This is a genomic window from Commensalibacter papalotli (ex Servin-Garciduenas et al. 2014) (assembly GCF_000527695.1).
GTDB classification, from domain to species: domain Bacteria; phylum Pseudomonadota; class Alphaproteobacteria; order Acetobacterales; family Acetobacteraceae; genus Commensalibacter; species Commensalibacter papalotli.
On the sequence record NZ_ATSX01000001.1, the window covers coordinates 1,089,782 to 1,115,102 of the forward strand.

The following is a 25,321-nucleotide window of genomic DNA, read 5'->3' on the forward strand; positions in this document are numbered from 1 at the left end:
CTTCAGTCCCCTGAAAAAGAGTAAAAAATATTACCCTCAAGACGTTGCCCTGGCTTTAGAATAGTTAAGCCACGATCTGAAATTTCAGGCATATTAATAGCATTATTCATATTCATCACAGGCTCAAGTGTAAAATATGGTTTATTTTCAGGATTAAATAACACTAAATGTTGAAAATTATGACTGCTGGTAATGCTTAAATATGCATTAGAATATCGCCAGCGAATAAATGCGAAATTATCCCACCCTGCATAACAATTATCTAACTGTTCATCTTGAGTCAAAGCGCGCATTTCGTTAAAAGCCCATCGACCATCAATCGACATACGACCTTGTGGTAATCCATCATTACCGTTATTCCATACTGTTTTCGCTGTAAAACCGACTTCAACGGAATCTTTGCGAGGAAAATAAGGATGGAATCCAAGCCCTACAGGTTGATTACAACGATCACTGTTCTGTAAGGATAAATGAACAGATAATCCTGTTTCCAATATAGTATATTTTATCTGAGCTTTATAAGAAAAAGGCCATTGCTTTTTAGAATCTTTGTCGGGCTCATGACACAAAATCATGGTCACACTGTTTTTGGAAAAACTTTCTAGCTCCCATTCTCTTTCCCAGGCATTGCCATGAATAGCATCTTTTTCATTTAATGCATTCACATCAAGTTGGTATTTGCGTCCTTCAAATTCGAATTTTCCGTCTGCAATACGATTTGAATAAGGTAATAGTGGATATGCGGCAATAATCTGATTTGCGCTTTTTGCCAGATGTGAATTAATCAAAGGATAAAATATAGGAGTATCCTGACATAACCAATACCCAATTGCACCACCCAAAGCAGGATATATACCAACCCTATGGTGCCCTGATTTGATTTCTAACATATCTGCCCCTCAGCCTTTCTTATTTTTTTTGAACTTAGGAGAAATTACAGAAGATTGCTTCTGATCTAAAAAAGACCCTCCTATCCCTAATTCTGTTTCTTCTAGCTTTTTAATTTCATCTCGTAAATGCGCTGCTTCTTCAAATTCTAAATTTGCGGCTGCAGCATGCATTCTTTTTTCAAGCTCTGCAATGGTTTGTTGTAAATTTTTACCCACAAACGAAGTATCTGAAAATATGTTACCCTTAGAAACCGTCACATAGTCTTGTTCATACACCGAAGCCATCAACTCCCCTATCTTCTTTTTCACCGAAGCAGGCGTAATTCCATGTTCCTTATTCCACTGCGTTTGTTTTTCTCGCCTACTGGCCGTTACGGAAATTGCATAATTCAGACTGTCCGTCATTTTATCAGCATAAAGCAAAACGCGACCATCAACATTACGCGCTGCCCGCCCAATTGTTTGCACAAGTGAAGTCTTGGAACGTAAAAATCCTTCTTTATCTGCATCTAAAATTGCAACTAATTGGCATTCAGGAATATCCAAACCCTCTCGTAACAAGTTAATTCCCACCAGGACATCGAAAACACCAAGCCTAAGATCTCGGATAATCTCAATACGTTCCAACGTATCAATATCTGAATGAAGATAACGCACTTTTATCCCAGATTCATTCATATAATCGGTTAATTTCTCGGACATTTTCTTGGTCAATGTTGTAACCAACACACGCCCACCTTGGCCAATAACTTTTCTGCATTCTGCTAATAAATCATCCACTTGAAGCTCAACAGGGCGAACCTCTGTCACAGGATCTACCAACCCTGTGGGACGAATAACTTGCTCAACGAAAACCCCTTGTGTTCGCTCCATTTCCCAAGGGCCTGGCGTTGCACTGACAAAAACAGTCTGAGGACGATAAGAATCCCACTCGGCAAAATTAAGGGGTCTGTTATCTAGGCAAGATGGCAGTCGAAACCCAAAGTCTGACAAAGTTTTTTTACGCGCATAGTCCCCTCGCTCCATCCCGCCTATTTGCGGAACACTGACATGACTTTCATCAACAATTAATAATGCATCTTCAGGCAGATATTCAAACAAAGTCGGTGGTGGCTCACCAGGATTACGACCTGTTAAATAACGAGAGTAATTTTCAATCCCTTTACATAACCCAGTCGTCTCAATCATTTCCAAATCAAAAGTCGTACGTTGTTGCAGGCGCTCTGCCTCCAGCAACTTCCCTTCAGAAACAAATTGATCAAGCCGTAATTTTAGCTCTGATTTGATTGTTTTCATCGCTTGAGTAAGGGTTGGTCGCGGTGTAACAAAGTGACTATTTGCATAAACGGTAATAGAAGGTAATGATCCCGTTTTAATACCTGTCAAAGGATCGAATTCGTCTATTTCCTCAACCTCATCGCCAAATAAATGCACGCGCCAAGCACGGTCTGCATTTTGCACAGGAAAAATATCAATTGTCTCACCACGCACCCGAAAAGTCCCACGTTGAAAGGCCAAATCATTACGACGATATTGTTGCTCTACCAATCTTTTTATTAAAAGATCCCGACTGATCTCAGCCCCAACTTCTATCTTCACTACCATTTGCGAGTAGAGTTCGGGGGACCCAATACCGTAAATACAAGACACAGACCCAACAATAATTACATCATTGCGTTCTAGCAAAGCCTGCGTTGCAGAGTGGCGCATGCGGTCAATTTGCTCGTTAATTTGGCTATCTTTTTCAATATATGTATCAGAGCGGGCAATATAGGCTTCGGGTTGATAATAATCATAGTAACTTACAAAATACTCAACTGCATTATTTGGAAAAAACTCTTTCATTTCCCCATAAAGCTGAGCTGCTAAAGTTTTGTTGGGTGCCAAGATTAACGTTGGTTTTTGAACAGTCTCAATGACTTTGGCCATCGTGAAGGTTTTACCCGAACCTGTCACTCCTAACAAAACCTGATCTCTTTCCCCGTTCATTATCCCTTGTGATAGTGCTTTGATTGCCGCTGGTTGATCGCCAGAAGGCTCAAACTCAGAGACAACCTGCAACTGATATGTTTTAGGTTTTGCGGGTATCTTTTCAGGATGGAAAATAACTTTATAGTCTGCAGCCTTGGTTTTTTTCATGAAAATTAATATATAACCTACTGTAAATATTGCAAAGTAAATAGCAATCAAAATGATATTATTATCATATTAAATTTTATAATTATAAATTAGATTTTTTTATATTAGCAAAAGGTTTTTTTTAATGAAAATGCTTCATGCCTACTCAATCGACCTTCAAAAAAATATAACAGCAACACAAGCTCATGATTTTTATTCTAAATTAATAAAATCTTCTCAAAACTTTCAATGCTCTGACGAAGATTGTCGGGCTCCAGTCATTTGTGTTAATTTTGGCAAAAAACCAGGGGAATATAAAATGCCAGTACATTTTCGAATATCTCCCAAACATACCGAGAATTGCAGTATTCAAAAGGATATAGACGAACAAGCAAAAAGATTATCTACAAACTAAAATAATCGTCATAATATCAGTGAAAGTATGGAATTTATATATCGAATTTCATTAGATAAAAACAAATCAATAAAAAGCATATGCAACGCAGAACAACGCCATAATAGTTCTTTTATAAATTCTAGTTTAAAAAAAAATTTACTAAAAAATCATCTATTACTGAATGTTATCTTGAAGAAATAATAGATCGCTCTCAAAGTAATAAAAACCTTGAAATTTCGATAGAATATGAAAATAACTTTTTTAATGTTCAAGAGCTAATAATGAATTTAAATAATCTTCAAAATGATAAAAAATGGCATATTTATTATGGTGACGGCTGGATAAATAAAATAAAAAATGACAATTATCTAATTAAATTTAAAAATAAAATCTCATAACTTAATAAAAATTATACAGCTACTTTTTTTATCAATCAAAAAGACATTCTAAAACTAAGTTGTAAGTATTCCCTTTTAAAAAGATTAAAAAAGCTATCAGAGTCTAAAAAGCTGTATCAATTATTTATTTTAACAAATAGCTTTAAGGAGAATGAAAGTTATATTAATTTAAACCTACAAGGGTTACGTTATTGTGCTTTCAAAGAAAAATAATCTTATGTCTAAAAATATAATATCATTCATCCCTTATGTTCCAGTTAATCTTTCCTTTTTTTAATAATCTATACTAAGATAACTTCTTAACAGTATTGACTCAGCTAAAATTATAGGAACAGCATGTTTTCATTAGATCATTTTAAATATAATACTCAAAATCAAACAGCTTCAGGAACCTCGAATAATGAAGACCTTCCCTCTTGGGATTTGTCCGATCTATATCCCTCACCTGACAGCCCAGAATTAAAAAATGATCTGGAAAAAGCACATTTAAAGGTAGAGGCCTTTGCGGCTAATTGGCAAGGCAATCTTAGAGAGGCGTCTGGTCAAGAGCTTTCGATGGCGATTGATCTTTATCAAGAAATTAGTGAAATACTAGGACGTGTTGGCTCTTATGCTCAATTAATGTTTGCTACCGATTCAACAGATGCCAAGGTTGCTCAATTCTATCAGTATATCAACGAACAAATTACCAATATAAGTTCTGGAACTCTGTTTTTTACATTAGAGTTAAACCGCATTTCCGAAGAAGAGTTACAAGCAAAACTAAGCAATGAAGCTTTGTTATCTTGGAAACCTTTTCTTGATAGTATACGTGTTTTTAAATCTTATCAGCTTAACGATGAAATCGAAAAAGTTCTGCATGAAAAATCTGTTACCGGCAGAACGGCCTGGTCAAGATTATATGATGAAACTTTGGCCTCTATGCAAGTAACCGTGCAAGATGAAAAGGTTACTCTGGGTGAGGCTTTAAACAAACTTTCTTCTGCTGATCGTCAAATGAGAGAAAATTCAGCCAAAGGATTAGGTGAAAGTTTTAATGGCAATATACGCCTCTTCTCTTTGATTACAAATACCCTGGCCAAAGATAAACATATTACGGATGAATGGCGCAAATTTCCCCGTGTTGATTCAGAGCGTAACTGCGATAATATGATTGAAGACGAGGTTGTTGACGCTTTGGTGAATGCTGTAACCCAAGATTATCAACGTCTTTCTCATCGTTATTTTACACTCAAAGCAAAATGGTTGGGTCTTGATAAGTTACAACATTGGGATCGTAATGCCCCTTTGCCTGATGATACAGATCAAACCATCCCTTGGGAGCAAGCCAAAGAAATCGTTCATACAGCATATAACGAGTTCAATCCAGATATGGGTAGTATGATCAAGCAATTCCTTGATCAACCTTGGATTGATGCAACATTGCGCCCTGGAAAATCCTCTGGAGCCTTTGCACATCCAACAGTTCCCGACGTTCATCCTTATATTTTATTAAACTATCATGGACGAAATCGTGATGTCATGACCCTTGCGCACGAATTAGGTCATGGTATTCATCAAATTTTAGCTGCTAAACAAGGTTACATTCAATCCAATACTCCTTTGACTTTGGCTGAGACGGCCAGTGTATTTGGAGAGATGTTAACTTTTCAAAGTCTGTTACGATCTCAAAAGACTCCAGAACAACGTCGCATCATGCTCAGCCGTAAGGTTGAGGACATGTTAAACACTGTCGTAAGGCAAATTGCGTTTTACCAATTTGAACGTAAAGTTCATGAAGCACGTCAAACGAATGAGTTGTTGCCCGATGAAATAGGCAATTTCTGGATGGAAACTCAACAAGCAAGCTTAGGGCCTGCATTCGAGTTTACTCCAGAATATAAATCTTATTGGACTTATATTCCGCACTTTATTCATTCTCCATTTTATGTTTATGCTTATGCGTTCGGGGATTGTTTAGTAAATGCCTTGTATAAAGTTTATCAAGATGGGCATGAAAATTTCCAAGAAAAATACATAGAAATGCTGCAAGCTGGTGGTACAAAAAAACACAAAGAATTATTGGCTCCATTTGGGTTGGATGCTTCTGACCCAGCGTTTTGGCGCAAAGGACTTGATGTAATTTCTCAATTTATCGATGAACTGGAACAAGCATAAACCATGGAAAAAGATGACGATCTAGACAAAACAAGCCTTTTTGGTGGTATGCGTCGCATGATTAAATCCACGACAACTGTCGGTGGGATTGCTGCGCGTTTAGCTGGCGAAAAAATGGGAATTCCTGTAAATAAAGCAGCGCACGCAGAAGATTTAAAAAATGCACTGGGTGGTCTTAAAGGCCCCATTATGAAAGTTGCTCAATTATTAAGCACTATTCCTAATGTATTACCCGAAGAATATGCTGATGAATTGGCTAATCTTCAATCTAATGCGCCCCCAATGGGTTGGTCTTTTGTTCGCAGAAGAATGAAAGCAGAATTAGGAGCCAATTGGGAACAACATTTTACCAAATTCTCTCAAGAGGCTGCTGCTGCTGCAAGCCTTGGGCAAGTACATCGTGCTACGTTACCAAACGGAAAAGAGGTTGCCTGTAAATTACAATATCCCGACATGGCAAGTTCTGTTGAATCAGATTTAAAACAGCTAAATTTATTAATTGCTATTTATCATCGATTAGATAATGCCATCAAACAAGATGAAGTTTATAAAGAGCTGGTTACTCGCATTCAAGAAGAGCTTGACTATAAAAGAGAAGCCGCAAATATACGCCTATTCTCTCTGATGCTTAAAGATTACGACCAAACCATTGTCCCAAATATAGTTGAGGAACTTTCGACTAAACGATTATTAACAATGGAATGGATTGAAGGGCAAAGCTTACAAAAATTAATAGATAGTGGGTTAAATCAAGAAAGTCGTAACGAAATTGCACGTTCTTTATTCTGCTCGTGGTATGTTCCCTTCTATCATTACGGGGTCATTCATGGCGATCCTCATATGGGTAACTTTTTAATCAACTCGCAAAATAAACTATGTTTACTTGATTTTGGTTCCATCCGTATTTTTGATGGTAAATTTGTACAAGGTGTAATTGATCTTTGTCGAGCGATTGAAACACATGATGATGAACTGGCTCATCATGCTTATACTTCTTGGGGATTTAAAGATATTTCCAAAGAAACAATGGAAATCTTAAATGAATGGGCACGTTATTTATATGCACCATTAACTCAAGATAGAGAACGATTTATTCAAGATAGTCAAGATCCTGCTTTTGCGCGAAAACTCGCTGAAAAAGTCCATAAAGGCTTGCAAAGAACAGGTGGCATTACCCCTCCACGTGAATTTGTGCTAATTGATCGCTCTGCTATTGGTTTGGGAAGTATATCCACAAAACTACATGCAAAGTTAAATTGGCATAATCTTTTCCAAGAAATGGTTGAAGGCTTTAATCAAGACAAGATGAATCAAGATCAAGCCCGAGCGTTAGCAGAGGCAAAGGTTCCTCCGCCATTACAATAATCTAAAATTAAGCATATTTTCTATAATTTTAAATATGCTTAATTTTAACTTTTATACATTTTATAATTTTTTAATATTAATCTTGAACTATAAAGATACTTAAATACAGAAACTTATTTGCATTATAATACAAAGCACAATGAGAACTTCAATACATATAGATGTATCTATAAATTATATTTCTCGTTGAGTAACAAAATAAATAACTGATAATTAAAAAAATCAGAAATATTTTTAAAATTTGGCTTACTCTAATTTTCCAATTATGGAATAATTACCTTTATAATTTCATAAAATAACCATAATAAAATACAAAAAATATCATTATAAATTAATAAAACGTCAAAGAATTTAAATAATGAACAAATATACTTTACTTGCTTTATCTGTGCTCATGGTGCCATCAGTATCCTTCGCACAAAGCACTGATACAATTACAGACCAAACACAACAAACAAATACCCAAGATAACAACAATTCTAAACGTCATGATAATTATCATAACGACCGTGAAAGCAGTCGTGATAATGATCGCAATGATCGTGGAAACCGTCATGATAATGATCGCAATGATCGTGGAAACCGTCATGATAATGATCGCAATGATCGTGGAAGCCGTCATGACAATGATCGCAATGATCGTGGAAGCCGTCATGACAATGATCGCAATGACCGTGGAAACCGTCATGATAATGATCGCAATGACCGTGGAAACCGTCATGATAATGATCGCAATGACCGTGGAAACCGTCATGATAATGATCGCAATGACCGTGGAAACCGCCACCAACATTAGTTGTCAAACCAACATATGCGAAAAAGGTTTCTTATGATTAAAGGAACCTTTTTATAACAAACGATAATCAATTAAATATAATGAGATAAAATGAAAAAATATTTAGTATTTGCTTTATCTATAACTTTACTGCCAACAGTTTCTTTCGCCCAAAACAGAAACAATGCCTTACAACAAATTAGCAAACAAAGGGATATTGCGGATAATAATTGCCGTAATAACCTTCCTAACCCCAGAGCTGCAATTGGTTTTTGCAAAAAAAGAGACGGTTTACAGAAAAAATTAGATAATATGAATAATCGTCGCAATAATTATAATTATAATAATAACAACATTAACAATTCTGATCGTAATGGGGATTATAACAATAATCACCATAATCATCACAATAACCATCGTCAAAATCACAATAATTAGTCATAACAGTGACTTTAAAAAAATAAAGCTATCCCTTTTAATAAAGGGATAGCTTTTTATGTATTATTTCTTATTTTTAAAAAATAGGTTTTAACGCTTTATAAATAGCTTTAAATTGTTCATATTTTTCAGTATACAAAACACTAATATCAGGATGTGGTATATAAGATGCCTCAACAGGAGGTTGCGGCAACAAATCTCCAAATGAAGTGTTTTGGTTACAACTTAACATCGCCAATCTTGCCGCGCCAAGTGCAGGACCAACATCCCCACCTTCACGATAATCCAACGGATATCCAGTAATATCAGCTAATAATTGTCTCCAAAAAGCACTACGTGCACCACCACCAATCAAACTGATATTATCAGGCTTAATTCCTGTAGCATGTAAAACTTCCATTCCCTCTGCAAGACCAAAACTAACACCTTCAACCACAGCACGTGCAATATCTTGTCTGTCATGCTTATGTGTTAGCCCCATAAAACATCCTGTTGCTTTGGCATTATTATGTGGAGTACGTTCACCTGATAGGTAAGGCAAGAAAATAACAGAAGAAGGATCTTTGCCTGTTGTTTCAGCCAGTGCTAATAACTCAGGAACAGACTTAACACCTGTAATTTTAGCAGCCCAATCTAAACATGACGCAGCACTCAGCATTACTGACATCAAATGCCATGTATTCGGTAAAGCATGACAAAAACTATGAACTGCTTTTTCAGGATTACTTAGGAAACCATCACTTGCAACAAAATACACTCCAGAGGTTCCCAAGGACAGCATTGCCTGACCTTTACGCCAAATACCAACACCAATTGCACCCGCAGCATTATCACCACCACCAGCAGTAATCGTTACAGTCTTTGGCATCCCCCAACGATTAGCTAACTCGGGTTTGATTGTTCCTGTAGATTCATTACCCTCGAATAATTTAGGCATATTATCTTCAGTTAAACCACAAGCATTTAATAAAGGTTTATACCAAGAACGTGCCCCAACATCCATCCACATGGTTCCTGCAGCATCAGACATATCAGATGCAAAAACACCATTAATTAACCAACGAAGATAATCTTTGGGTAATAAGATTTTATCGATTTTACTGTAAATTTCAGGTTCGTACTTACGCACCCAACAAATTTTAGGTGCGGTAAATCCTGGCATCATCAAGTTACCAGTAATTTTACGAGATTCTGGAACCGCTTGTTCAAGTTCCACACATTCTTGATAGCTACGTCCATCGTTCCACAAAATTGCTGGACGTAATATTTTGCCATTTTTATCTAATAAAACAGCCCCGTGCATTTGACCTGTTAGGCCAATTGCTTGGACATCTTTCAAAGAATGTTTTTGACCTAAAGCAGACATTACTTTGTCTGCAGCTTCCCACCATGAATGAGGATCTTGTTCAGACCACAAAGCTTGTGGGCGCGATACTGTTAGACTTTCAGTGTGACTGGCAAGTATTTGATGTTTATCATCTAACAAAATACCTTTGATTCCAGACGTTCCAATATCAATACCAATATACATTGAACAGACTCCTACTTCAAATTTGAAAAGAGATCACTTAAAAATGAACATCTTTATTTATATATTCAAATCATAAAAATAGCTACAGAATTGATTAAAAAAACAACGTAATTAATATGTAGTTTTTAAAATATGACAAGCGTTTTCAAAACCCTTTTCGCAACTTTGCATAAACAATTCTTTGGCAAGTTTGGTATCTTTGGTTACATGATTACCATTTAAATATAAATTTCCTAGTATGAACATAGACTCCGCATCACCATTTTTTATCGCTTCTTGAAGATAAGATATCACTGTTTGCATATTGGGATCTTGAACCTGATTTGATAAATCAAGTTTAGCATATTCACGTTGCGCTACGACTAAACCTTGTTGAGCTGCTTTTTTTAAGAAATTTCTCGCTTTTTCAATATCTTTGGAAACCCCTAATCCTTTTGCATATAACATGCCAACAGCATATTGCAGATCAGCATTGTGACTACTTAATCCTTTACTATATATTTCAAAGGCCTTCTGATAATCTTCAGTCGTTCCAATACCTTGTTCGTAAATCTGGCCCAATGCCAACATTGCTTGAATATTTCCTTGGTCGACAGCCTTTTGATACCATTCAATTGCTTTTGCTGGGTTTTTTGGTAAATTCGTTCCCGCTAAATAAAACGATGCAATTTTTAATTGAGCCTCGACATTTCCACCCTCAGCAGCTTTTTGATAAAATCCTACTGCCTTTGCTTGATCTTTTGGAACGTCTAACCCTTGATCAAAAATATTTCCCAAAGCAAGTAAAGCCTCTGAATTATTTTGATTAGCAGCTTTTTGATACCATTCAATTGCTTTATTATGATCAATTGGCGTATTCATTCCTTTGAAATATATTGTGGCCATCTTTAATTGGGCCTGAACATTTCCATCCTGAGCAGCTTGTTGAAATAATTGAAACGCTTTGTCGAAATTTTCATTCACACCACGACCATCTATATACATTTCACCTAATCGATAAGCAGATCTACTATCCCCTTGTTTTGCAGCTTTATCATACCAAAAAGCTGCCTTAGCACTGTCTTGTGGAACATTGTCCCCTTTGTCATAAAAATTAGCCAAATAATATTGCGCCTGAATATTATTTCCATTCGCTGCTCTTTTTAAGAGTTCAAAGGCATGGTTATAATCAATCTCTACTCCCAAACCATTTTTATACATTTTGGCTAAATTAAATGCTGCACTCGAGTGGGTTTTTGATGATTTTTCATACCAATATATTGCTTTGGTATAATCGCGCTTTACCCCATTCCCATTTTCATACATCACCCCTAAATAAAATTGTGCATCATGATTGCCTTTGTAAGCAGCCTTTTCGAAATATGAAAATGCTTTTTTGGTATCCTGAGGAATATTTTTACCTTCGAAATACAAGGATCCAATATAAAAAAGGGCTTTAACATACCCATTTTCTGCGGATTTTTGAAGATACTGTAACCCTTTATCAATATTTTTAGTGGTGCCGATACCATTATAATATGCATAGCCCAACGCATACTGCGCCGCAGGGTTATTTTGATTTGCTGATTTCTCATACCACCGAACGGCTTCGGTATGATCCTCTGGCACGCCACGTGCATGGTCATACATACTACCTAATGCATATTGAGCTTTGGCATGATTTTTATTAGCAGCTTGTTTGTAAAAATTCATCGCTTTTGAAAAATCTTGAGAGGCCCCTTGGCCTTTCTCATACATAACACCCAACATATATTGAGCATTATCACTGCCAGCAGTAGCAGACTGCTCTAAATATTCACGTGCTTTTTTAAAATCTTGAGGATTACCCTCACCTTGCATATACATACTGGCACGATCAAATTGTGCCTCAATAAAACCAGTTCGAATTGTTTTATAAAAACAAATACAAAAAACAATAAAAATAATACAGGCAATCGCTGCTATTTTTCCAACAAGAGCAATATGAGATCTGGACATAAAAAACCGATATAACAAAGACAAAAAGCGAATATTAGGAGTGTGAAAAGACTATACTACGTTTTATGATCTCATTATAGAAAAAAATACCTTTATAATTGAAACGCTTATTTAGCCTTCACTTTTTGCAATCAGCGCCATTCCTTTATCATGATTATGAGGAACACCTTGCCCCTCTAGATACATTTTTCCAAGAATAAAACTGGATTTTTTATGACCCTGAGCCTCAGCTTTTTCAAACCAAAACGCTGCTTTTAAAAAATCTTGGGGGACACCATCACCTTTATAATACATAATCGCAAGGTTAAATTGAGCCAGATCATACCCATTTTCCGCCGCAGTTTGGAAATATTCAAAGGCTCTCACAAGATCAATCTTAATAATTTGCCCTGCTAAATAGACATATCCCAAACTATATTGTGCCTGAACATCTCCACAGTTAGCAGCTTGCTCATACCAATATATCGCTAGCTTGTAATCTTTGGAAACACCTTGCCCTTCTGAATACATGTAGCCAATCATATTTTGAGCCTGTACGTGACCTTGACGTGCGGCTTTTTCGTAAAAATAAGCAGCTCTTTTATAATCCACAGCCATTTCTTGACCATGATAGTAAATATTAGCCATAAAAAACTGAGCTTCAACCTCACCTTGATAAGCAGCCTTTTCGAAATACCCTCTGGCTTTTGGACGATCTTGCTCTCCTCCGTCACCATTCCAATACATTAATGCTAATTGATATTCACCCTGCTTATTTCCCTGTCGAGCCGAAAAAGAATAATATTCTCTAGCTTTTTCAAGATCTTTTTCTACGCCTTTGGCTTGGACATACATGTAAGCTAGATTATTTTGTGCTTCAGCAGCCCCTTTTTGAGCAGCTTGCTCTAAATATACTCTTGCTTTGCTATAATCCTGAGTAACTCCAACCCCCTCGTAATACATCATACCAAGGTTTAAAAGCGCTTCCACCTCACCTTGACGTGCAGAAGATTCAAAATATTCGCGGGCGGTATCATAATTTTGCTCTACCACATGACCCGTAATATAAATTCTTCCCAAAGCAAACATAGCTTTGGCATTACCTTTTTTAGCAGCCTCTTCAAAATAAGCTAGGGCTTTGGAATCATCTTGTTCAACGCCCAACCCCTCATAAAAAATAATAGCTAGGTATAAAATTGCTTGAACATGACCACCAGACGCCGCTTTTTCAAAAAACTCTTTGGCCTTTTTATAGTTTTGAGGTACGCCATCCCCTTTAAAATGCATCAAACCTTTATCCATAGGCGTACTGGATTCAATGAAATCCACTTCTACTTCATTATTCGAATTGATAGCGGAACTGGCATGATTTATATGATTGGATATTCGAAATTTACGTATTCCTATATCATATACAACAAATGCAATACAAATTACGCATATGATGATCAGTATAATAAAAATATAATGAATCATATAAACCCTAATCAATGCCCGAGAAAAATAAAGACAGCTAGTTCGTTAAAATTAATAAGACTATGACGGATAATCAATAATAAAAATCAAGAAAATATGTTTTATCAAACCATTGTGTCTTTAATTCATACTGGAGATTATCTCACAGGCAGAGTTATTGTTTTGTCGACAAGATTTAAGCAACCATACTTTTGCTTCTGGCTTGTTTTCTTTGGTTCCATGCCCTGTTAAATAAGACACTCCAACAGCGAGTTGGGCCTCGGGAACATTTTGTTTGGCTGCTTGTTGATAATAATAAAACGATTTTTTATAATCTTTTTTAACACCGTGACCATTATCATATGCAATTCCAAGCATTGCATTCGCATGCTTGTTTCCTTGCTTGGCAGATTTTTCAAACCATTCTATTGCTTTGTGATAATCTTGTGGAATTCCTTGTCCACTATAATACATCCGCCCAAGAAAATATTGAGCATCACTGTTACCTTTTTGAGCCGACAGTTCAAAATATTTTTTTGCTCTTATGTATAGTCTGGGAACTCTTAATCCTTTAAAATAAATCAACCCTAAATAAAAATTAGCTTCTGGTTCACTTTGAGCAGCGGCCTGCTCTAAAAACTTTCTCGCTTGAATATAGTCGCGCTCCACACCAATACCCCCACCATAAAAAATTCCTAATGCCAATTGTGATTTGGCATTACCGTTTTTAGCCGCTTTCTCGAACCATTCTATTGCTGTATTTTGATCCTGAAGAACCCCTTGGCCTTGTTGATACCTAAGGGCCAAATGATATTGTGCAACCGCATTCCCAGCTGTGGCTGCTTTGGTTAATTGATCCAAATTTTGTTTTGTATCGGCTTGTTCAAGATGAACCGTATGCTCAAGTACCTGAAATGCTTTTGACTGTTCAGGAAAGTTGGCATAAATTACGAATGCACAAAATATTCCATTACAGAAAAAACGTTTATAGACTTGTTTCATTATAAACTCTTTTAAGATCAAAGATTAAAAACCTACATTATCAATAAATTAAATTTCTACTAGAAAATAATAACATATCTATTACAAAAAAAAGGAGTCTACGATGTTACATAATTCAATTAAACAAATTGAACTAAGCGATTGCCTGAATTTGAGAAGGGATATCTTATGGCCTAATGGCACTTTACAAGACTGTATTGAAGAAGATGATGAGAATGCCACTCATTATGGGTATATTAAAGACCAAAAAGTCATTAGTTGTTTATCTGTTTTTTACCGTTCGCCCATACGATATCAAATTCGTAAATTTGCAACAAAAACAGACTATCAAAATCGAGGTATTGGAAGTTTCTTGTTTCATCATATTTTACTAGAGTTAGCAAATAAAAAAATTGAAACAATATACTTAAATGCCAGAGTAACAGCTATTCGCTTTTATGAAAAATTTCAGTTCCAACCTTTTGATAAAGAATTTTCAAAAAAAGGCGTGTCTTTTTTACCCATGGAACTGAATTTGACCCAGTGGAATATAAAAGCAAATAAAAATACTCATGATCCATTAACGCTGATCAAATAATTCTTTTTGCTGTTGTTGTATTAATGTATCTTTTCTCTCTTTGAGAATTTGAAACGCTTTTTTCTTCTTCTCATCCGCTTCTTTTAAAATGGATTGAGCCTGATCTTGTGCTGAATCCATAATATCATCAAAACGCTGTTGAACATTAAAGTTTGTATTGCTGTTATAAGATTTGATATACGTAACAAACCATATACAAGCCCCCACTGCTATCGCTACGGTTAAAACTCGTTTTATCATTTTTTCACACCATGATTTTACATCAAATAAAGTCCCAACTTTATTTAAACTAAAAATAGATGAAAAGAAATAACTTCTACAAATATAAGACGTTTAAAATACGAAATAAAAAATCAATATTATAAATATACTTATTTAAAAATTTAGGTTGAAAAGAGTATTCTTATATACTATCTGATAACGATTATCATTATCATTTATTAATATAGAGTGTTTGTCAAACCCATGACCTGTACGTATCGTTATTTATTATTAGTTACCTCTGGTGTTGTCTTATTTTCTTTACCAAAACAAAGTTTTGCACAAACAACTTCATCAACAACACAAAATACAAATACTACAAAAGCATCTGACGATTCATCATCAAATGATGAGCAAATTGTCGTAAGAGGTCAGAAAAACTCTATTGTAGTCAAGTCATCTTCAGCAGCCACTAAAACGAATACACCTCTGATCTATACACCAGAATCAGTATCCGTGGTGACCGCTTCACAAATGGAAATGCAAAATGCCACAACACTAGGGCAAGCATTACGTTACAGTTCGGGTGTCGCTATGGAACAACGTGGTGCAAATAACAGATATAATCTTGGGACGATCCGTGGTTTTGATTCCAGCGAATATCTTGATGGTCTATTAATGTTCAAAGGGCAATATTACGCCGCTCAACAAGTAGATGTCTACTTATTGCAAGAAATAGAAGTCGTCAAAGGTCCATCTTCCGTTGTGTACGGTCAAAGTAGCCCAGGGGGCATTATAGCCTTAACCAGTAAATTTGCCAATGGATCACGCTTTCGTCATGTATCCATTGAAGGTGGAAATTATGATTATGTCCGCGGCACTTTTGACTTGGGCGATACGTTCAAAGGTCTTGATAATCTTTCTTGGCGCGTTGTTGGAACTGGATTTAGAAAGGATGGAATGGATTGGTATACCAAAGCAGAAAGCTATGCAATCCAGCCATCCTTATACTGGGAACCCACCGATGATATTAACTTAACAGTTTACGGTCGTTACCAAGCTGATCCTAGTGATACATCCTATCAAACCTTTCCTGCCTATGGCTCTGTTTTATCCAGCCCATATCATTTTCCTTCTAATTTTTATTCAGGAGATAAAAATTTCGAAGATTATGATCGTACTCAAGCTTCCGTAGGATATAAATTTATCTATCAACTTAATCCAGAATGGCAATTTCGTTCTCTAGGACGTTATACCAATGTTGGAACCAACTATAATCAAGTTTATGGCACAGGTGGAGCTAGCAATAGTAGTGCTGGATACTCCCCAGGAAGTCAATATATGTATCGTCTAGCAAATGGTTCCAAAGAACATCTCGATACGATGACTATTGAAGAACAATTACATGGAAACGTTCATACTGGTCCTGTTGAACATGATTTATTATTAGGGGTCAGTTGGCAAAATCTACGTGATGGGTTTGACTATGGTTGGGGCTCTGCCCCCCCTCTTAATTTATATCACCCAAATTATTCAGCCCCGATTAAAATTCCTGCAATTAGTACTCAAACGAGTGCAACAACCAATCAAGAAGCTATTTTCTTACAAGACAATATGAGTTATAAGCGCCTACACGTGCAGTTAGGATTTCGTAATGATTGGTCTACTATTCATACGAGAAATCACCTTAGCCCATCAAACAGCTTCACACAAAGTGATCAGGCATTTACCTTTCGTGGAGGTATCCTTTATAATTTACCTCATAATATCTCTCCTTATTTCATCTACTCACAATCGTTTCAACCGCTTAATCAAGTATCTCAAAAAGATCAAAAACCGTTCCAACCTACGCGAGGAGAACAATATGAATTCGGGGTTAAATATCAACCCGAAGGTTTCAATGGGTTCTTTACAGCAGCTATTTATAATCTAGAACAAACAAATGTCTTAACTCCAGATCCTGAAAACGCTTCATGGAGTATTCAAGCAGGAAAACAGCGTTCTCGAGGTCTAGAATTGGAAGCCCATACATCGCCAATTGCTGGGTTAAACTTAATCTTAGCTTATACACACCAAAATGTTAAATTTACTGAAGGACAATATAGCGGTCTTCGTCCAACTCAAGTCCCTGCAAACATGTTTTCCTTTTGGGGAGATTACACCATTCAGTCTGGCACACTTAAAAACCTAGGGGGTGCTATTGGTGTCAGATATAACGGCAATACAAATGGGGATTATACATCTTACCTTAGAACCGCTGCATATACTTTGATAGATATGCAAGCACATTATAAATTCGATGATACACTTCCAACCTTAAAAGGGCTTGATGCTCAACTTACGTTTCAAAACCTAACGAACAAACGTTACTTTACTGCTTGTTACAGCCAGTCTTTTGGTTGTGCCATCGGGCAAGGCAGAACTGTTATTGGAAAGCTTTCTTATAACTGGTAATTTTAGCTTACTTTTATCCAAGATATTATCAAACTTGGATAAAAGTTTCTTTACGCTACTCGCTTAAAAACATTTTTCCGTTGCAAATAAAAATATAATATTCCAAAAATCAAACCAATACTGATAAACGTAATACTCATCACAGTGTAAACACCATTTTGATTAAAAATTGACGTCAGGATTTGTGGGAATAAAATAGCTTTTGCAACGGGTAATAAAATACATAAGCATGCAAATAATCCAATTTGATATTGCCATGCTTTCATCACTGTCAAATAAAAACTATAAAACAATCCTTGAATAAACGATAAAATAAATACACACAAAAAGATTGTCACTTCCCAAAACGGTTTATCAATAATATGTTTAGGCACAAGCATATTCACCCAAAATACTGATAATAACGCCATTAAAGCACCCATTATAACCCCGACATGCAACCCATCAGTTAACTTATAGAACATCAACAATTTTGCAGAGACGTGCTTTGTATTATAATGGCGGCGTTTATTCGAAAAGAATAATAATCCCGTCGCAATTAATGCCGCAGACCCAACCCCAGCTATAAAATAAATACACCTCAACACATCTCCCCCTGTGCGCGCCAAATGTAGTCCAAACATTAAATTAAGGAAATATCGTCCATCTGAGGATTGATTAATATTACGAGAAACTTGATCTGTGGCTCTATCAAACTCGATATAATTACGCATAATTGCCAATTGATCCACATCACTTTGCACCACACGGATTTGCTTTGAGGTAATTAATATAAACCCTGGCATAGAGTGAAAAGAAGTTTGTGCCTTTTGCACCAAAGAATATAAATTCTGTGCTGGAAGATCATGGGTAGCAGAAACATCTTTCAAAGTTTCTGAGTGATAATGATTGGTGGATGGATTAAAGAATGAAATATAATTGGGTGCATAAAATAAAAAGCCACTAATAACCATCATGAGTAAAAACGGTAAAAAGAAAACCCCTATTCCCAAATGAATATCTAAAACAAAACGTAGTGCGGATGCTTTAGGTCTGATTTTAAAAAACTCTTTCCACAAATGCTGCAGATGAATTATAAAGCCGCTGAGAATAAAAAGAAAAAACAATATAGATAAAGTAATAATCGCTATATCACCCGCTGGACGACCCATTAAAAGATTATTATGTAAACTATCAAAAAAATATCCTCCTACAGTAGAGGGAGATTTTATAACCTCTCCAGTAGTTGGTTCGATATTCTGCCAGCTTAATAATTTACCGTGACTGTTCAGCACTTGTAAAAATGGATATCGTTCAGAAGGTAAAATTACAAAACTAAATTGGTTCTTGCGCGCATTTTCTTGCCAGACATTATAAGCACTTTGTAACCCCGTTTCTGACACTATTTGTGTTGGCTTGTAATTTGCCAATTCTGGCTGCATCCATTGTGAAATTTCTTGGTCAAAAATTGAAATCGTACCTGTTATCACCAAAAAAAAACAAAACCATCCTCCAATTAAACCGCCCCAACGATGGATAAATGTTAAGATAAACAGTATTTTTTTAATCATAAGAAGTTTTTCTGGTTTATGAGAATAAGAATGAATAACACTATAGAATATTTAACCAGAAATTCAATTTGTATATATTACTATCTTAATTTCAATCGATCTATATTCAGCTGCCTTTATATGTTGAAAATCCATAAGGAGAAAGCAATAAAGGCACATGATAATGATCTGAAGCAGGGTTTTCAGCAATTCCAAAGTCTATTCGCACAATATTTAAAAAAGCAGGATCGGTAACTGCGTAATGTTGCCGTTTAAAATACTCTACAACATAAAAAGCCAGTTGATAATATCCTGCTGCCAGTTTCTCTTGATGACGAGGTAAAATCACGCAGCGCCCATCCTGATTGGTTTGACCCTCAAATAAAAGCGTTGTTTCTTGATATAAATTTACTTTAACATTCGGCGCAGGTTTTCCTGAAACCATATCCAAAATATGAGTGGATAAAGTTACCTTGTATGAATTTACTTTATTCCGAGCAACGGGTTCTGCTGCATTAGCAGCGGGAACAATCAAAGAGCCCCCTATACCACTAAGAAAATGTCGACGTTTCATCTCCATTTAGATTTTCCTTTCTTTAAAAAATACTTATGTAATAGCATCACGGTGAATAATAGATGCTTTTGCCAATCCATTTTGCTCTAATACTGAACCTACAGCAAATAATAGCTTTTCTTGATAAGGTTGTGCAATCAGTTGCAGACCAACTGGTGGCTTTCCTTTTCTTTGAAAAGGTATTGATAAAACAGGACATTTACTCATACTAAAGGGTTGAGTATAAATCCCCAAATGCACTCTGGCAGGAACTGGCTGTCCATCGACATACACAATAGGATTATCAATAAGTGGTGCTGCAGCCCCTACTGCTGGCGCAATCAGCAGATCATATTCCTTAAAGATCTCGGCCAGATAATTTTGAAACCATGTTTTAACTTTTTGTGCTTGCAAATATGAGGCAACAGGTAACATCGCCCCTGCCATCAAACGGTCTCGGGTTGCAGGATCATAATCCAAAGGCTGTGTTCTGAGCATGGGTAAGTGTAGATTTCCGCCTTCGGAAGCAGTCATTAAATAGGATGCTGTGCGCACTTGCTCTATATAGGGAATTTCAATTTTTTTTTGCTGACCAAAAAGATGCATAATTTCTTGAATAGTTTTTAAAATATCCTGCTCAACATCTCTTTCAAACCAGCCCCCTACTTGTGCAATCTGCAAATCAGAAACAGATGGTAAAATAGAAGCGTTATCCTCAACCCCTGCCATCACATTAAAAACAAGCTTTAAATCCTCAACCGTTTGGCAAAAAGGACCAATAGTATCAAAGCTTTTAGCAAAAGGATAAACCCCTTGCATCGGCATAAGACCAAAAGTTGGCCTTATGCCCCATACACCGCACAAAGATGCAGGCACTCGAATAGATCCATTCGTATCAGATCCCAAAGAGAACGGAATAATCCCTCCACCAACGGAGGCAGCAGATCCTCCCGATGACCCTCCTGCAAAGCGCGATAAATCATGAGGATTATATGTCATACCATGATGAACATTGTCAGTAACAAACCCATAAGCGAATTCGTCCATATTTAACGTCGCCACAGGAATAGCACCCGCTTTACATAATCGTTGAATAACCTCAGCATCTTGGTTGGCACATGATTTTTTTGATAAAATCTTTGAACCCGCAGTGGTTACCTCATCTTGCACATCAAAAAGATCTTTGACCGCAAAAGGAACCCCTGCCAAAGGCCCTGGATCTTGACCTGTGGCAATAAGAAGATCGATCCGCTCTGCCGCTTTTAACGCACGTTCATCCAAAATACGCGTTACACTATTTATTGGTGGATCATATTGCCGAATAATTTGCAAATAATGAGATATAGTTTGTTGTGCAGAAGCGCGTCCCAAACGAATAGAGTTGGCAATGTCTTTTACAGAACGCATTCCGTTCACCCATTCTCTTTAATTTCAGGAATTTTAAATTGATGAATAAGCTGACTATAATCGTGCAATATTTTCGTGTTTTTTAAGACACCTTCTTTGCACGGCTCGGGAATAGATAATAAAATACTTTCAGAGAGTTGCTCTAGTGCATGATATAAAAGATCATCCTTCATTTTTTACAAACCCCCTTTATTTATATAAACTTTAATGAATTAAATAATCCTAACAAGTTTTTTCTATTGATACAGAATTATCTTTGATAAAATCTATTATGCACAAAAAGTTGATATTTTTATTTAATTTTTTCTTTACTTTATGCCTAATCCCAGAAGAAGATAATACAATTATAGCTAAATTAATTCTAAAGCAGAAACATCATGATTATTTCCAAAAAAATTACGCTTTTATCTTTTGCTTTATATAGCTTTTGTATCTCTTTACCTGATGCCAAAGCTGCTTATCATTATTATCTTGATGATAAATCCCAACAAGAAATCAATACTGTTTTACAAAATAAATCACATTCTATCGAAGAAATTTCAAAACAATTTCTGAACACGCCTTATCAAAGTGATACCTTAATTGGCTCTTCAACCCAGCCTGAAAAAATGGTCGTTAATTTAAATGCTGTAGATTGCTTTACTTTTATTGATTATGTATTGGCATTATCTCTATCAAATAACGTTGATGCTTTTATTGAGAACCTTATCAGAGTGCGATATATTGATGGAACCATCAATTTTTATAATCGTAAACATTTCTTTTCTGACTGGTATTATATCGCCCCTAAAAATGCTGAAGAAATAACAAAAAAAATCAGCCCTAACAGTATTACTGTATTTAAACGCCTTAATGAAAAACCTGATGGCACAGAATATCTGGCAGGGATTGGAGCCATCCCCAGAAATATCAATTACATCCCAAGCAGCTATGTCAATGAAGCAGTGATTAGTAAATTAAAAACAGGGGACTTTATCGGAATTTATACTAATCAAGTAGGGCTTGATGCATCCCATGTAGGTATTTTAATTAAAAAAGGCAACCAAGTATATTTCCGCAATGCTTCCTCTTTGAAAAAAAATAGAAAAGTCGTTGATAGTCCTTTTTTAGAATATATAAAAAATAAACCTGGAATTATGGTTTTGCGCACACAACAAAACTAAACAGATCGTCTTGTTGTCATCGCCGCGGTCAACGTTCCCTCGTCCATAACTTCCAAAGATCCACCCATAGGAATGCCTTGGCTAACCCGCGTGATCTTTACTCCATAAGGTAACAGTTGATCATACAACCAGTGCATGGTCGTCACCCCATCTACTGTCGCTCCCAAAGCTAGAATAATTTCTTTAACTTCAAGCTTCTCAAGGCGATGCAATAATGGGGTAATATTTAAATCTTCTGGTCCGATACCTGATAATGGAGACAAAGACCCACCCAAAACTTGATAGCGTCCTTTAAAGATCGATGTCTTTTCCAATGCCCATAAATCACCGACCGTTTCAACAATACAGATTTGCTCGTCATTTCGATCTGGATTACTACAAATTACACAAGGATCTGAACTATCAAGATTTCCACATTCTGAACAGATTTTAACATGATCGGCTGCATGTTGTAATGCCTGAGCCAATGGCAACATACGAGATTGCGGCTGCTTTAATAAAGCAAGTGTTGCCCTGCGAGCAGAGCGTGGCCCCAATCCTGGCAATTTGCTTAGTAACGCAATTAATCGTTCTATTTCAGGGCCACCCATTATTCTGTCCTTTGATAATATTACTGATCTATAATCCAGCAATATATAATCAATTAAAAGGGTAAATTTAACCCCTCTGGAAGATTCATTCCACCAGTTACTTTTTGCATTTCTTCTTTGGTTTTCTCATCTAAACGACGACGCGCTTCGGTATAAGCAGCAACGATTAAATCTTGCAATATTTCCATTTCATTCGCATCAGCAAGTTTAGGATCAATTTTAATCGATTTCATTTCCCCTTTACCTGCCAATTCAACCGTCACCATGCCAGCACCAGAAACACCTTCTACTGTAATCAAAGCCAGCTTTTCTTGCATTTCATTCATTTTGCTTTGCATTTGCGAGGCTTGCTTCATAAGATTAGCAAAGTTTTTCATAGTTTATACACTCCATGAGTTAAAAATTAATATTCATCAGGATCATAAGGGGGAATATCTTCGTCATCAAAACGCATTGCCCCCTCGTCATCTTCCATTGATGGGATGTTTTCTGGAAATAAACCATACTCATCTAGTTGAGGATTGACAAGCTTTCCAAGTCGTGCCCCTGGAAATATTTCCAGAATCCCTAATATAAATGGGTCTTGCCCAACCTCTTTTAAATCCGCCTCGGCTTGTAAAGATTCTTGCTCCATCAAAGAGGGTTCCCCTTGATGTTGAGACAGAACAATCGTCCAACGTTGATTTGAATAGGTATTAAGTAACTTGGAAAGTTGCTGTGCCAAATTGTTTGGCGCTTTATCCTCTACTCGAATTTCGATCGTAGGTGGCGCAAATTTTACTAAATGTACTAAATTACGCAAATGCGCATGGAGTAAACGCTCTTGTTTTTCTTTGACAAAAACAACAACTTCTCGCCAACTCTGCCAAGTGATTTTTTCTGGTAAAGTTTCCACTTCTTGAACCGCAGGAACGCCCACGGCCTGCATAACATCCGCCTGAGGATATCCAGAAGATACAGAACTATTTTGCCCTACTGCATATAAAAATGTGTCTCCATCTCCTTGCACAGGCGACGAGGCTGTTGAGCCAGAAGAAGACGATGAAGATATATGAGGTTTATTATTATTTCCTTGTGGGCTACCTCCCCCATTCTTCATTTGCTTGATCAACTCATCAGGAGACGGAAGATCAGAAACATAACATAAACGAATAAGCACCATTTCTACCGCAGCCTTACGGTTAGGTGCCATATCCACTTCATTTGTGCCCTTTAAAAGCATTTGCCACGTACGCCCCAAAACCGGCACAGAAAGTTTATCTGCTAACTCCCCACCTTGAACGCGTTCTAATTCAGAAAGTTCAGCACTCTTTTGTAACGTAGGCACCGCTTTCATCCGAGAAAGCAAATGCACTAAATCCAACAAATCTGTTAATAACACCCCTAAATCAGCACCAGTGGCATAAGCTTGATCGGTAAGCTCTAAAACTTTATCAGGCTTGCCCCCCATCATTGCTTTGAACAAATCAAACACCAATGCACGATCAGCAAAACCCAACATTTCTGAAACAGTGGATGCCTCAATTAGTCCAGCACCTTCTTGACCATATCTTTGAGCGATGGCTTGATCAAGCAAAGACAACCCGTCTCTTACCGATCCATCGGCAGCTCTGGCAATTAAATTAATTGCTTCTAGGGCAATCGATACGTGCTCTAACTCGGCTAATTTAGCAAAATGATCTTGTAATTGCTCTTGGGGTACACGGCGCAAATCAAAGCGCTGGCAACGTGATAATACCGTAACGGGGACTTTACGGATTTCCGTCGTGGCGAAAATAAAAGTAACTTGTTCTGGAGGTTCTTCCAACGTTTTTAGCAATGCATTGAACGCATTACGAGATAACATATGGACTTCGTCGATAATATATACTTTCATCCGTGCTTGTAACGGACGGAAACGAGACCCCTCAATGATCTCTCTCACATCATCTACCCCTGTATGAGAGGCAGCATCAATTTCTAATACATCAGGATGACGATCTGCTAAAATTGCTTTACAATTAGGGCAAACCCCACAAGGATCAGCCGTCGGGCCACCTTGACCATCCTCACCAACACAGTTTAATGCGCGTGCGATAATACGAGCCGTCGTTGTTTTTCCAACACCGCGCACCCCCGTCAACATAAATGCATGCGCCACACGTCCCATGGCAAATGCATTGCGCATCGTGCGCACCAAGGCTTCTTGGCCAATTAAATCATCGAAATTTTGGGGACGATATTTACGTGCCAGTACGCGATAAGATTTCTCAACTTTTGGCGTTGATTTGGGTAAATCTTCAAATAAACCAGCAGCTAGTGTTTCGTTAGGTAAAGGAAAATTCTCGTCCGGAAGATCTGTCATAAACTCATTCCAGGAAATAAA

22 protein-coding genes are annotated in these 25,321 nt (G+C 36.8%); 8 read left to right on the forward strand and 14 right to left on the reverse strand.

The window, feature by feature from the left end:
- Window positions 1-2 precede the first annotated feature (2 nt).
- A complete protein-coding gene (locus COMX_RS04975; protein ID WP_034337674.1) occupies window positions 3-890 on the reverse strand; it encodes an aldose 1-epimerase in 888 nt (295 codons plus the stop codon).
- Window positions 891-899: 9 nt separating this feature from the next.
- Entirely contained in the window at window positions 900-3,029 is a 2,130-nt protein-coding gene (gene uvrB / locus COMX_RS04980) for an excinuclease ABC subunit UvrB (RefSeq protein WP_034337677.1), read from the reverse strand.
- Between the two features lie 124 nt (window positions 3,030-3,153).
- Here uvrB and COMX_RS04985 point away from each other — a divergent pair, with 124 nt between their 5' ends.
- The 5 genes from COMX_RS04985 to COMX_RS05005 all read left to right on the forward strand — a co-directional run bounded on the left by COMX_RS04985 (window position 3,154) and on the right by COMX_RS05005 (window position 8,538).
- Entirely contained in the window at window positions 3,154-3,423 is a 270-nt protein-coding gene (locus COMX_RS04985; protein ID WP_034337679.1) for a hypothetical protein, read from the forward strand.
- A gap of 716 nt (window positions 3,424-4,139) precedes the next feature.
- Window positions 4,140-5,960, forward strand: coding sequence for a M3 family oligoendopeptidase (locus tag COMX_RS04990; RefSeq protein WP_034337682.1), 1,821 nt, complete (start codon window positions 4,140-4,142; stop codon window positions 5,958-5,960).
- Between the two features lie 3 nt (window positions 5,961-5,963).
- Window positions 5,964-7,325 carry an ABC1 kinase family protein gene (locus COMX_RS04995; protein ID WP_034337685.1) on the forward strand — a complete coding sequence of 454 codons (1,362 nt, stop codon included), beginning with the start codon at window positions 5,964-5,966 and terminating at the stop codon, window positions 7,323-7,325.
- Window positions 7,326-7,683: 358 nt separating this feature from the next.
- Complete coding sequence (locus COMX_RS11195) at window positions 7,684-8,121, forward strand: hypothetical protein (protein ID WP_034337688.1); 438 nt, start codon at window positions 7,684-7,686, stop codon at window positions 8,119-8,121.
- A gap of 90 nt (window positions 8,122-8,211) precedes the next feature.
- On the forward strand, window positions 8,212-8,538 hold the full coding sequence (locus tag COMX_RS05005) for a hypothetical protein (RefSeq protein ID WP_034337691.1): 327 nt from the start codon (window positions 8,212-8,214) through the stop codon (window positions 8,536-8,538).
- A 76-nt stretch (window positions 8,539-8,614) separates the two neighbouring features.
- On the opposite strand, the gene xylB is transcribed toward COMX_RS05005, so the two are convergent.
- The 4 genes from xylB to COMX_RS05025 form a co-directional block, all read right to left on the reverse strand.
- Entirely contained in the window at window positions 8,615-10,069 is a 1,455-nt protein-coding gene (gene xylB / locus COMX_RS05010) for a xylulokinase (RefSeq protein WP_034337694.1), read from the reverse strand.
- Window positions 10,070-10,180: 111 nt separating this feature from the next.
- Window positions 10,181-12,046: an SEL1-like repeat protein gene (locus COMX_RS05015; RefSeq protein WP_051461882.1), complete on the reverse strand. Its 1,866-nt coding sequence runs from the start codon at window positions 12,044-12,046 to the stop codon at window positions 10,181-10,183.
- A 111-nt stretch (window positions 12,047-12,157) separates the two neighbouring features.
- Entirely contained in the window at window positions 12,158-13,354 is a 1,197-nt protein-coding gene (locus COMX_RS05020) for an SEL1-like repeat protein (RefSeq protein ID WP_051461883.1), read from the reverse strand.
- A 267-nt stretch (window positions 13,355-13,621) separates the two neighbouring features.
- A complete protein-coding gene (locus COMX_RS05025; RefSeq protein WP_051461884.1) occupies window positions 13,622-14,482 on the reverse strand; it encodes an SEL1-like repeat protein in 861 nt (286 codons plus the stop codon).
- Between the two features lie 103 nt (window positions 14,483-14,585).
- Here COMX_RS05025 and COMX_RS05030 point away from each other — a divergent pair, with 103 nt between their 5' ends.
- Complete coding sequence (locus tag COMX_RS05030) at window positions 14,586-15,059, forward strand: GNAT family N-acetyltransferase (RefSeq protein WP_051461885.1); 474 nt, start codon at window positions 14,586-14,588, stop codon at window positions 15,057-15,059.
- Here COMX_RS05030 and COMX_RS05035 read toward each other — a convergent pair.
- Entirely contained in the window at window positions 15,042-15,299 is a 258-nt protein-coding gene (locus COMX_RS05035; protein ID WP_034337697.1) for a hypothetical protein, read from the reverse strand. The two genes, COMX_RS05030 and COMX_RS05035, sit on opposite strands and share 18 nt — an antisense overlap.
- A 225-nt stretch (window positions 15,300-15,524) precedes the next feature.
- On the opposite strand from COMX_RS05035, the gene COMX_RS05040 reads away from it, so the two are divergent.
- Window positions 15,525-17,714 carry a TonB-dependent siderophore receptor gene (locus COMX_RS05040; protein WP_034337700.1) on the forward strand — a complete coding sequence of 730 codons (2,190 nt, stop codon included), beginning with the start codon at window positions 15,525-15,527 and terminating at the stop codon, window positions 17,712-17,714.
- A gap of 50 nt (window positions 17,715-17,764) precedes the next feature.
- Here the strand turns inward: COMX_RS05040 and COMX_RS05045 are convergent, their stop codons facing one another.
- The 4 genes from COMX_RS05045 to COMX_RS11015 all read right to left on the reverse strand — a co-directional run bounded on the left by COMX_RS05045 (window position 17,765) and on the right by COMX_RS11015 (window position 21,376).
- Window positions 17,765-19,264: a PepSY-associated TM helix domain-containing protein gene (locus COMX_RS05045; RefSeq protein WP_034337702.1), complete on the reverse strand. Its 1,500-nt coding sequence runs from the start codon at window positions 19,262-19,264 to the stop codon at window positions 17,765-17,767.
- A gap of 106 nt (window positions 19,265-19,370) precedes the next feature.
- Window positions 19,371-19,823: a hydroxyisourate hydrolase gene (uraH, locus tag COMX_RS05050; protein WP_235176763.1), complete on the reverse strand. Its 453-nt coding sequence runs from the start codon at window positions 19,821-19,823 to the stop codon at window positions 19,371-19,373.
- Between the two features lie 27 nt (window positions 19,824-19,850).
- Window positions 19,851-21,203, reverse strand: a complete 1,353-nt coding sequence (locus COMX_RS05055; RefSeq protein ID WP_034339019.1) for an AtzE family amidohydrolase — start codon at window positions 21,201-21,203, stop codon at window positions 19,851-19,853.
- Window positions 21,204-21,208: 5 nt separating this feature from the next.
- Window positions 21,209-21,376: an AtzG-like protein gene (locus COMX_RS11015; protein ID WP_152534157.1), complete on the reverse strand. Its 168-nt coding sequence runs from the start codon at window positions 21,374-21,376 to the stop codon at window positions 21,209-21,211.
- Window positions 21,377-21,580: 204 nt separating this feature from the next.
- Between COMX_RS11015 and COMX_RS05060 the strand changes: the two genes are divergently transcribed.
- A complete protein-coding gene (locus tag COMX_RS05060) occupies window positions 21,581-22,366 on the forward strand; it encodes a DUF1460 domain-containing protein (protein ID WP_051461886.1) in 786 nt (261 codons plus the stop codon).
- Here the strand turns inward: COMX_RS05060 and recR are convergent.
- The 3 genes from recR to COMX_RS05075 are packed head-to-tail and all read right to left on the reverse strand — an operon-like array spanning window position 22,363 to window position 25,300.
- Window positions 22,363-22,956, reverse strand: coding sequence for a recombination mediator RecR (gene recR / locus COMX_RS05065; protein ID WP_034337705.1), 594 nt, complete (start codon window positions 22,954-22,956; stop codon window positions 22,363-22,365). The genes COMX_RS05060 and recR overlap by 4 nt on opposite strands.
- A gap of 53 nt (window positions 22,957-23,009) precedes the next feature.
- The gene (locus COMX_RS05070) at window positions 23,010-23,333 is read right to left on the reverse strand and encodes a YbaB/EbfC family nucleoid-associated protein (RefSeq protein WP_034337708.1); all 324 of its coding nucleotides are present in this window, start codon (window positions 23,331-23,333) and stop codon (window positions 23,010-23,012) included.
- Window positions 23,334-23,359: 26 nt separating this feature from the next.
- Window positions 23,360-25,300 (reverse strand): DNA polymerase III subunit gamma/tau, encoded by a 1,941-nt coding sequence (locus COMX_RS05075; protein ID WP_034337711.1) that lies wholly within the window; start codon window positions 25,298-25,300, stop codon window positions 23,360-23,362.
- Window positions 25,301-25,321: the final 21 nt, after the last annotated feature.

Excerpts from the sequence above, each read along its gene's own strand:
- COMX_RS04975 (WP_034337674.1), bottom strand. The coding sequence starts at position 890 with ATGTTAGAAATCAAATCAGGGCACCATAGGGTTGGTATATATCCTGCT.
- uvrB (WP_034337677.1), bottom strand. The coding sequence starts at position 3,029 with ATGAAAAAAACCAAGGCTGCAGACTATAAAGTTATTTTCCATCCTGAA.
- COMX_RS04985 (WP_034337679.1), top strand. The coding sequence starts at position 3,154 with ATGAAAATGCTTCATGCCTACTCAATCGACCTTCAAAAAAATATAACA.
- COMX_RS04990 (WP_034337682.1), top strand. The coding sequence starts at position 4,140 with ATGTTTTCATTAGATCATTTTAAATATAATACTCAAAATCAAACAGCT.
- COMX_RS04995 (WP_034337685.1), top strand. The coding sequence starts at position 5,964 with ATGGAAAAAGATGACGATCTAGACAAAACAAGCCTTTTTGGTGGTATG.
- COMX_RS11195 (WP_034337688.1), top strand. The coding sequence starts at position 7,684 with ATGAACAAATATACTTTACTTGCTTTATCTGTGCTCATGGTGCCATCA.
- COMX_RS05005 (WP_034337691.1), top strand. The coding sequence starts at position 8,212 with ATGAAAAAATATTTAGTATTTGCTTTATCTATAACTTTACTGCCAACA.
- xylB (WP_034337694.1), bottom strand. The coding sequence starts at position 10,069 with ATGTATATTGGTATTGATATTGGAACGTCTGGAATCAAAGGTATTTTG.
- COMX_RS05015 (WP_051461882.1), bottom strand. The coding sequence starts at position 12,046 with ATGTCCAGATCTCATATTGCTCTTGTTGGAAAAATAGCAGCGATTGCC.
- COMX_RS05025 (WP_051461884.1), bottom strand. The coding sequence starts at position 14,482 with ATGAAACAAGTCTATAAACGTTTTTTCTGTAATGGAATATTTTGTGCA.
- COMX_RS05030 (WP_051461885.1), top strand. The coding sequence starts at position 14,586 with ATGTTACATAATTCAATTAAACAAATTGAACTAAGCGATTGCCTGAAT.
- COMX_RS05035 (WP_034337697.1), bottom strand. The coding sequence starts at position 15,299 with ATGATAAAACGAGTTTTAACCGTAGCGATAGCAGTGGGGGCTTGTATA.
- COMX_RS05040 (WP_034337700.1), top strand. The coding sequence starts at position 15,525 with ATGACCTGTACGTATCGTTATTTATTATTAGTTACCTCTGGTGTTGTC.
- COMX_RS05045 (WP_034337702.1), bottom strand. The coding sequence starts at position 19,264 with ATGATTAAAAAAATACTGTTTATCTTAACATTTATCCATCGTTGGGGC.
- uraH (WP_235176763.1), bottom strand. The coding sequence starts at position 19,823 with ATGGAGATGAAACGTCGACATTTTCTTAGTGGTATAGGGGGCTCTTTG.
- COMX_RS05055 (WP_034339019.1), bottom strand. The coding sequence starts at position 21,203 with ATGCGTTCTGTAAAAGACATTGCCAACTCTATTCGTTTGGGACGCGCT.
- COMX_RS11015 (WP_152534157.1), bottom strand. The coding sequence starts at position 21,376 with ATGAAGGATGATCTTTTATATCATGCACTAGAGCAACTCTCTGAAAGT.
- COMX_RS05060 (WP_051461886.1), top strand. The coding sequence starts at position 21,581 with ATGATTATTTCCAAAAAAATTACGCTTTTATCTTTTGCTTTATATAGC.
- recR (WP_034337705.1), bottom strand. The coding sequence starts at position 22,956 with ATGGGTGGCCCTGAAATAGAACGATTAATTGCGTTACTAAGCAAATTG.
- COMX_RS05070 (WP_034337708.1), bottom strand. The coding sequence starts at position 23,333 with ATGAAAAACTTTGCTAATCTTATGAAGCAAGCCTCGCAAATGCAAAGC.
- COMX_RS05075 (WP_034337711.1), bottom strand. The coding sequence starts at position 25,300 with ATGACAGATCTTCCGGACGAGAATTTTCCTTTACCTAACGAAACACTA.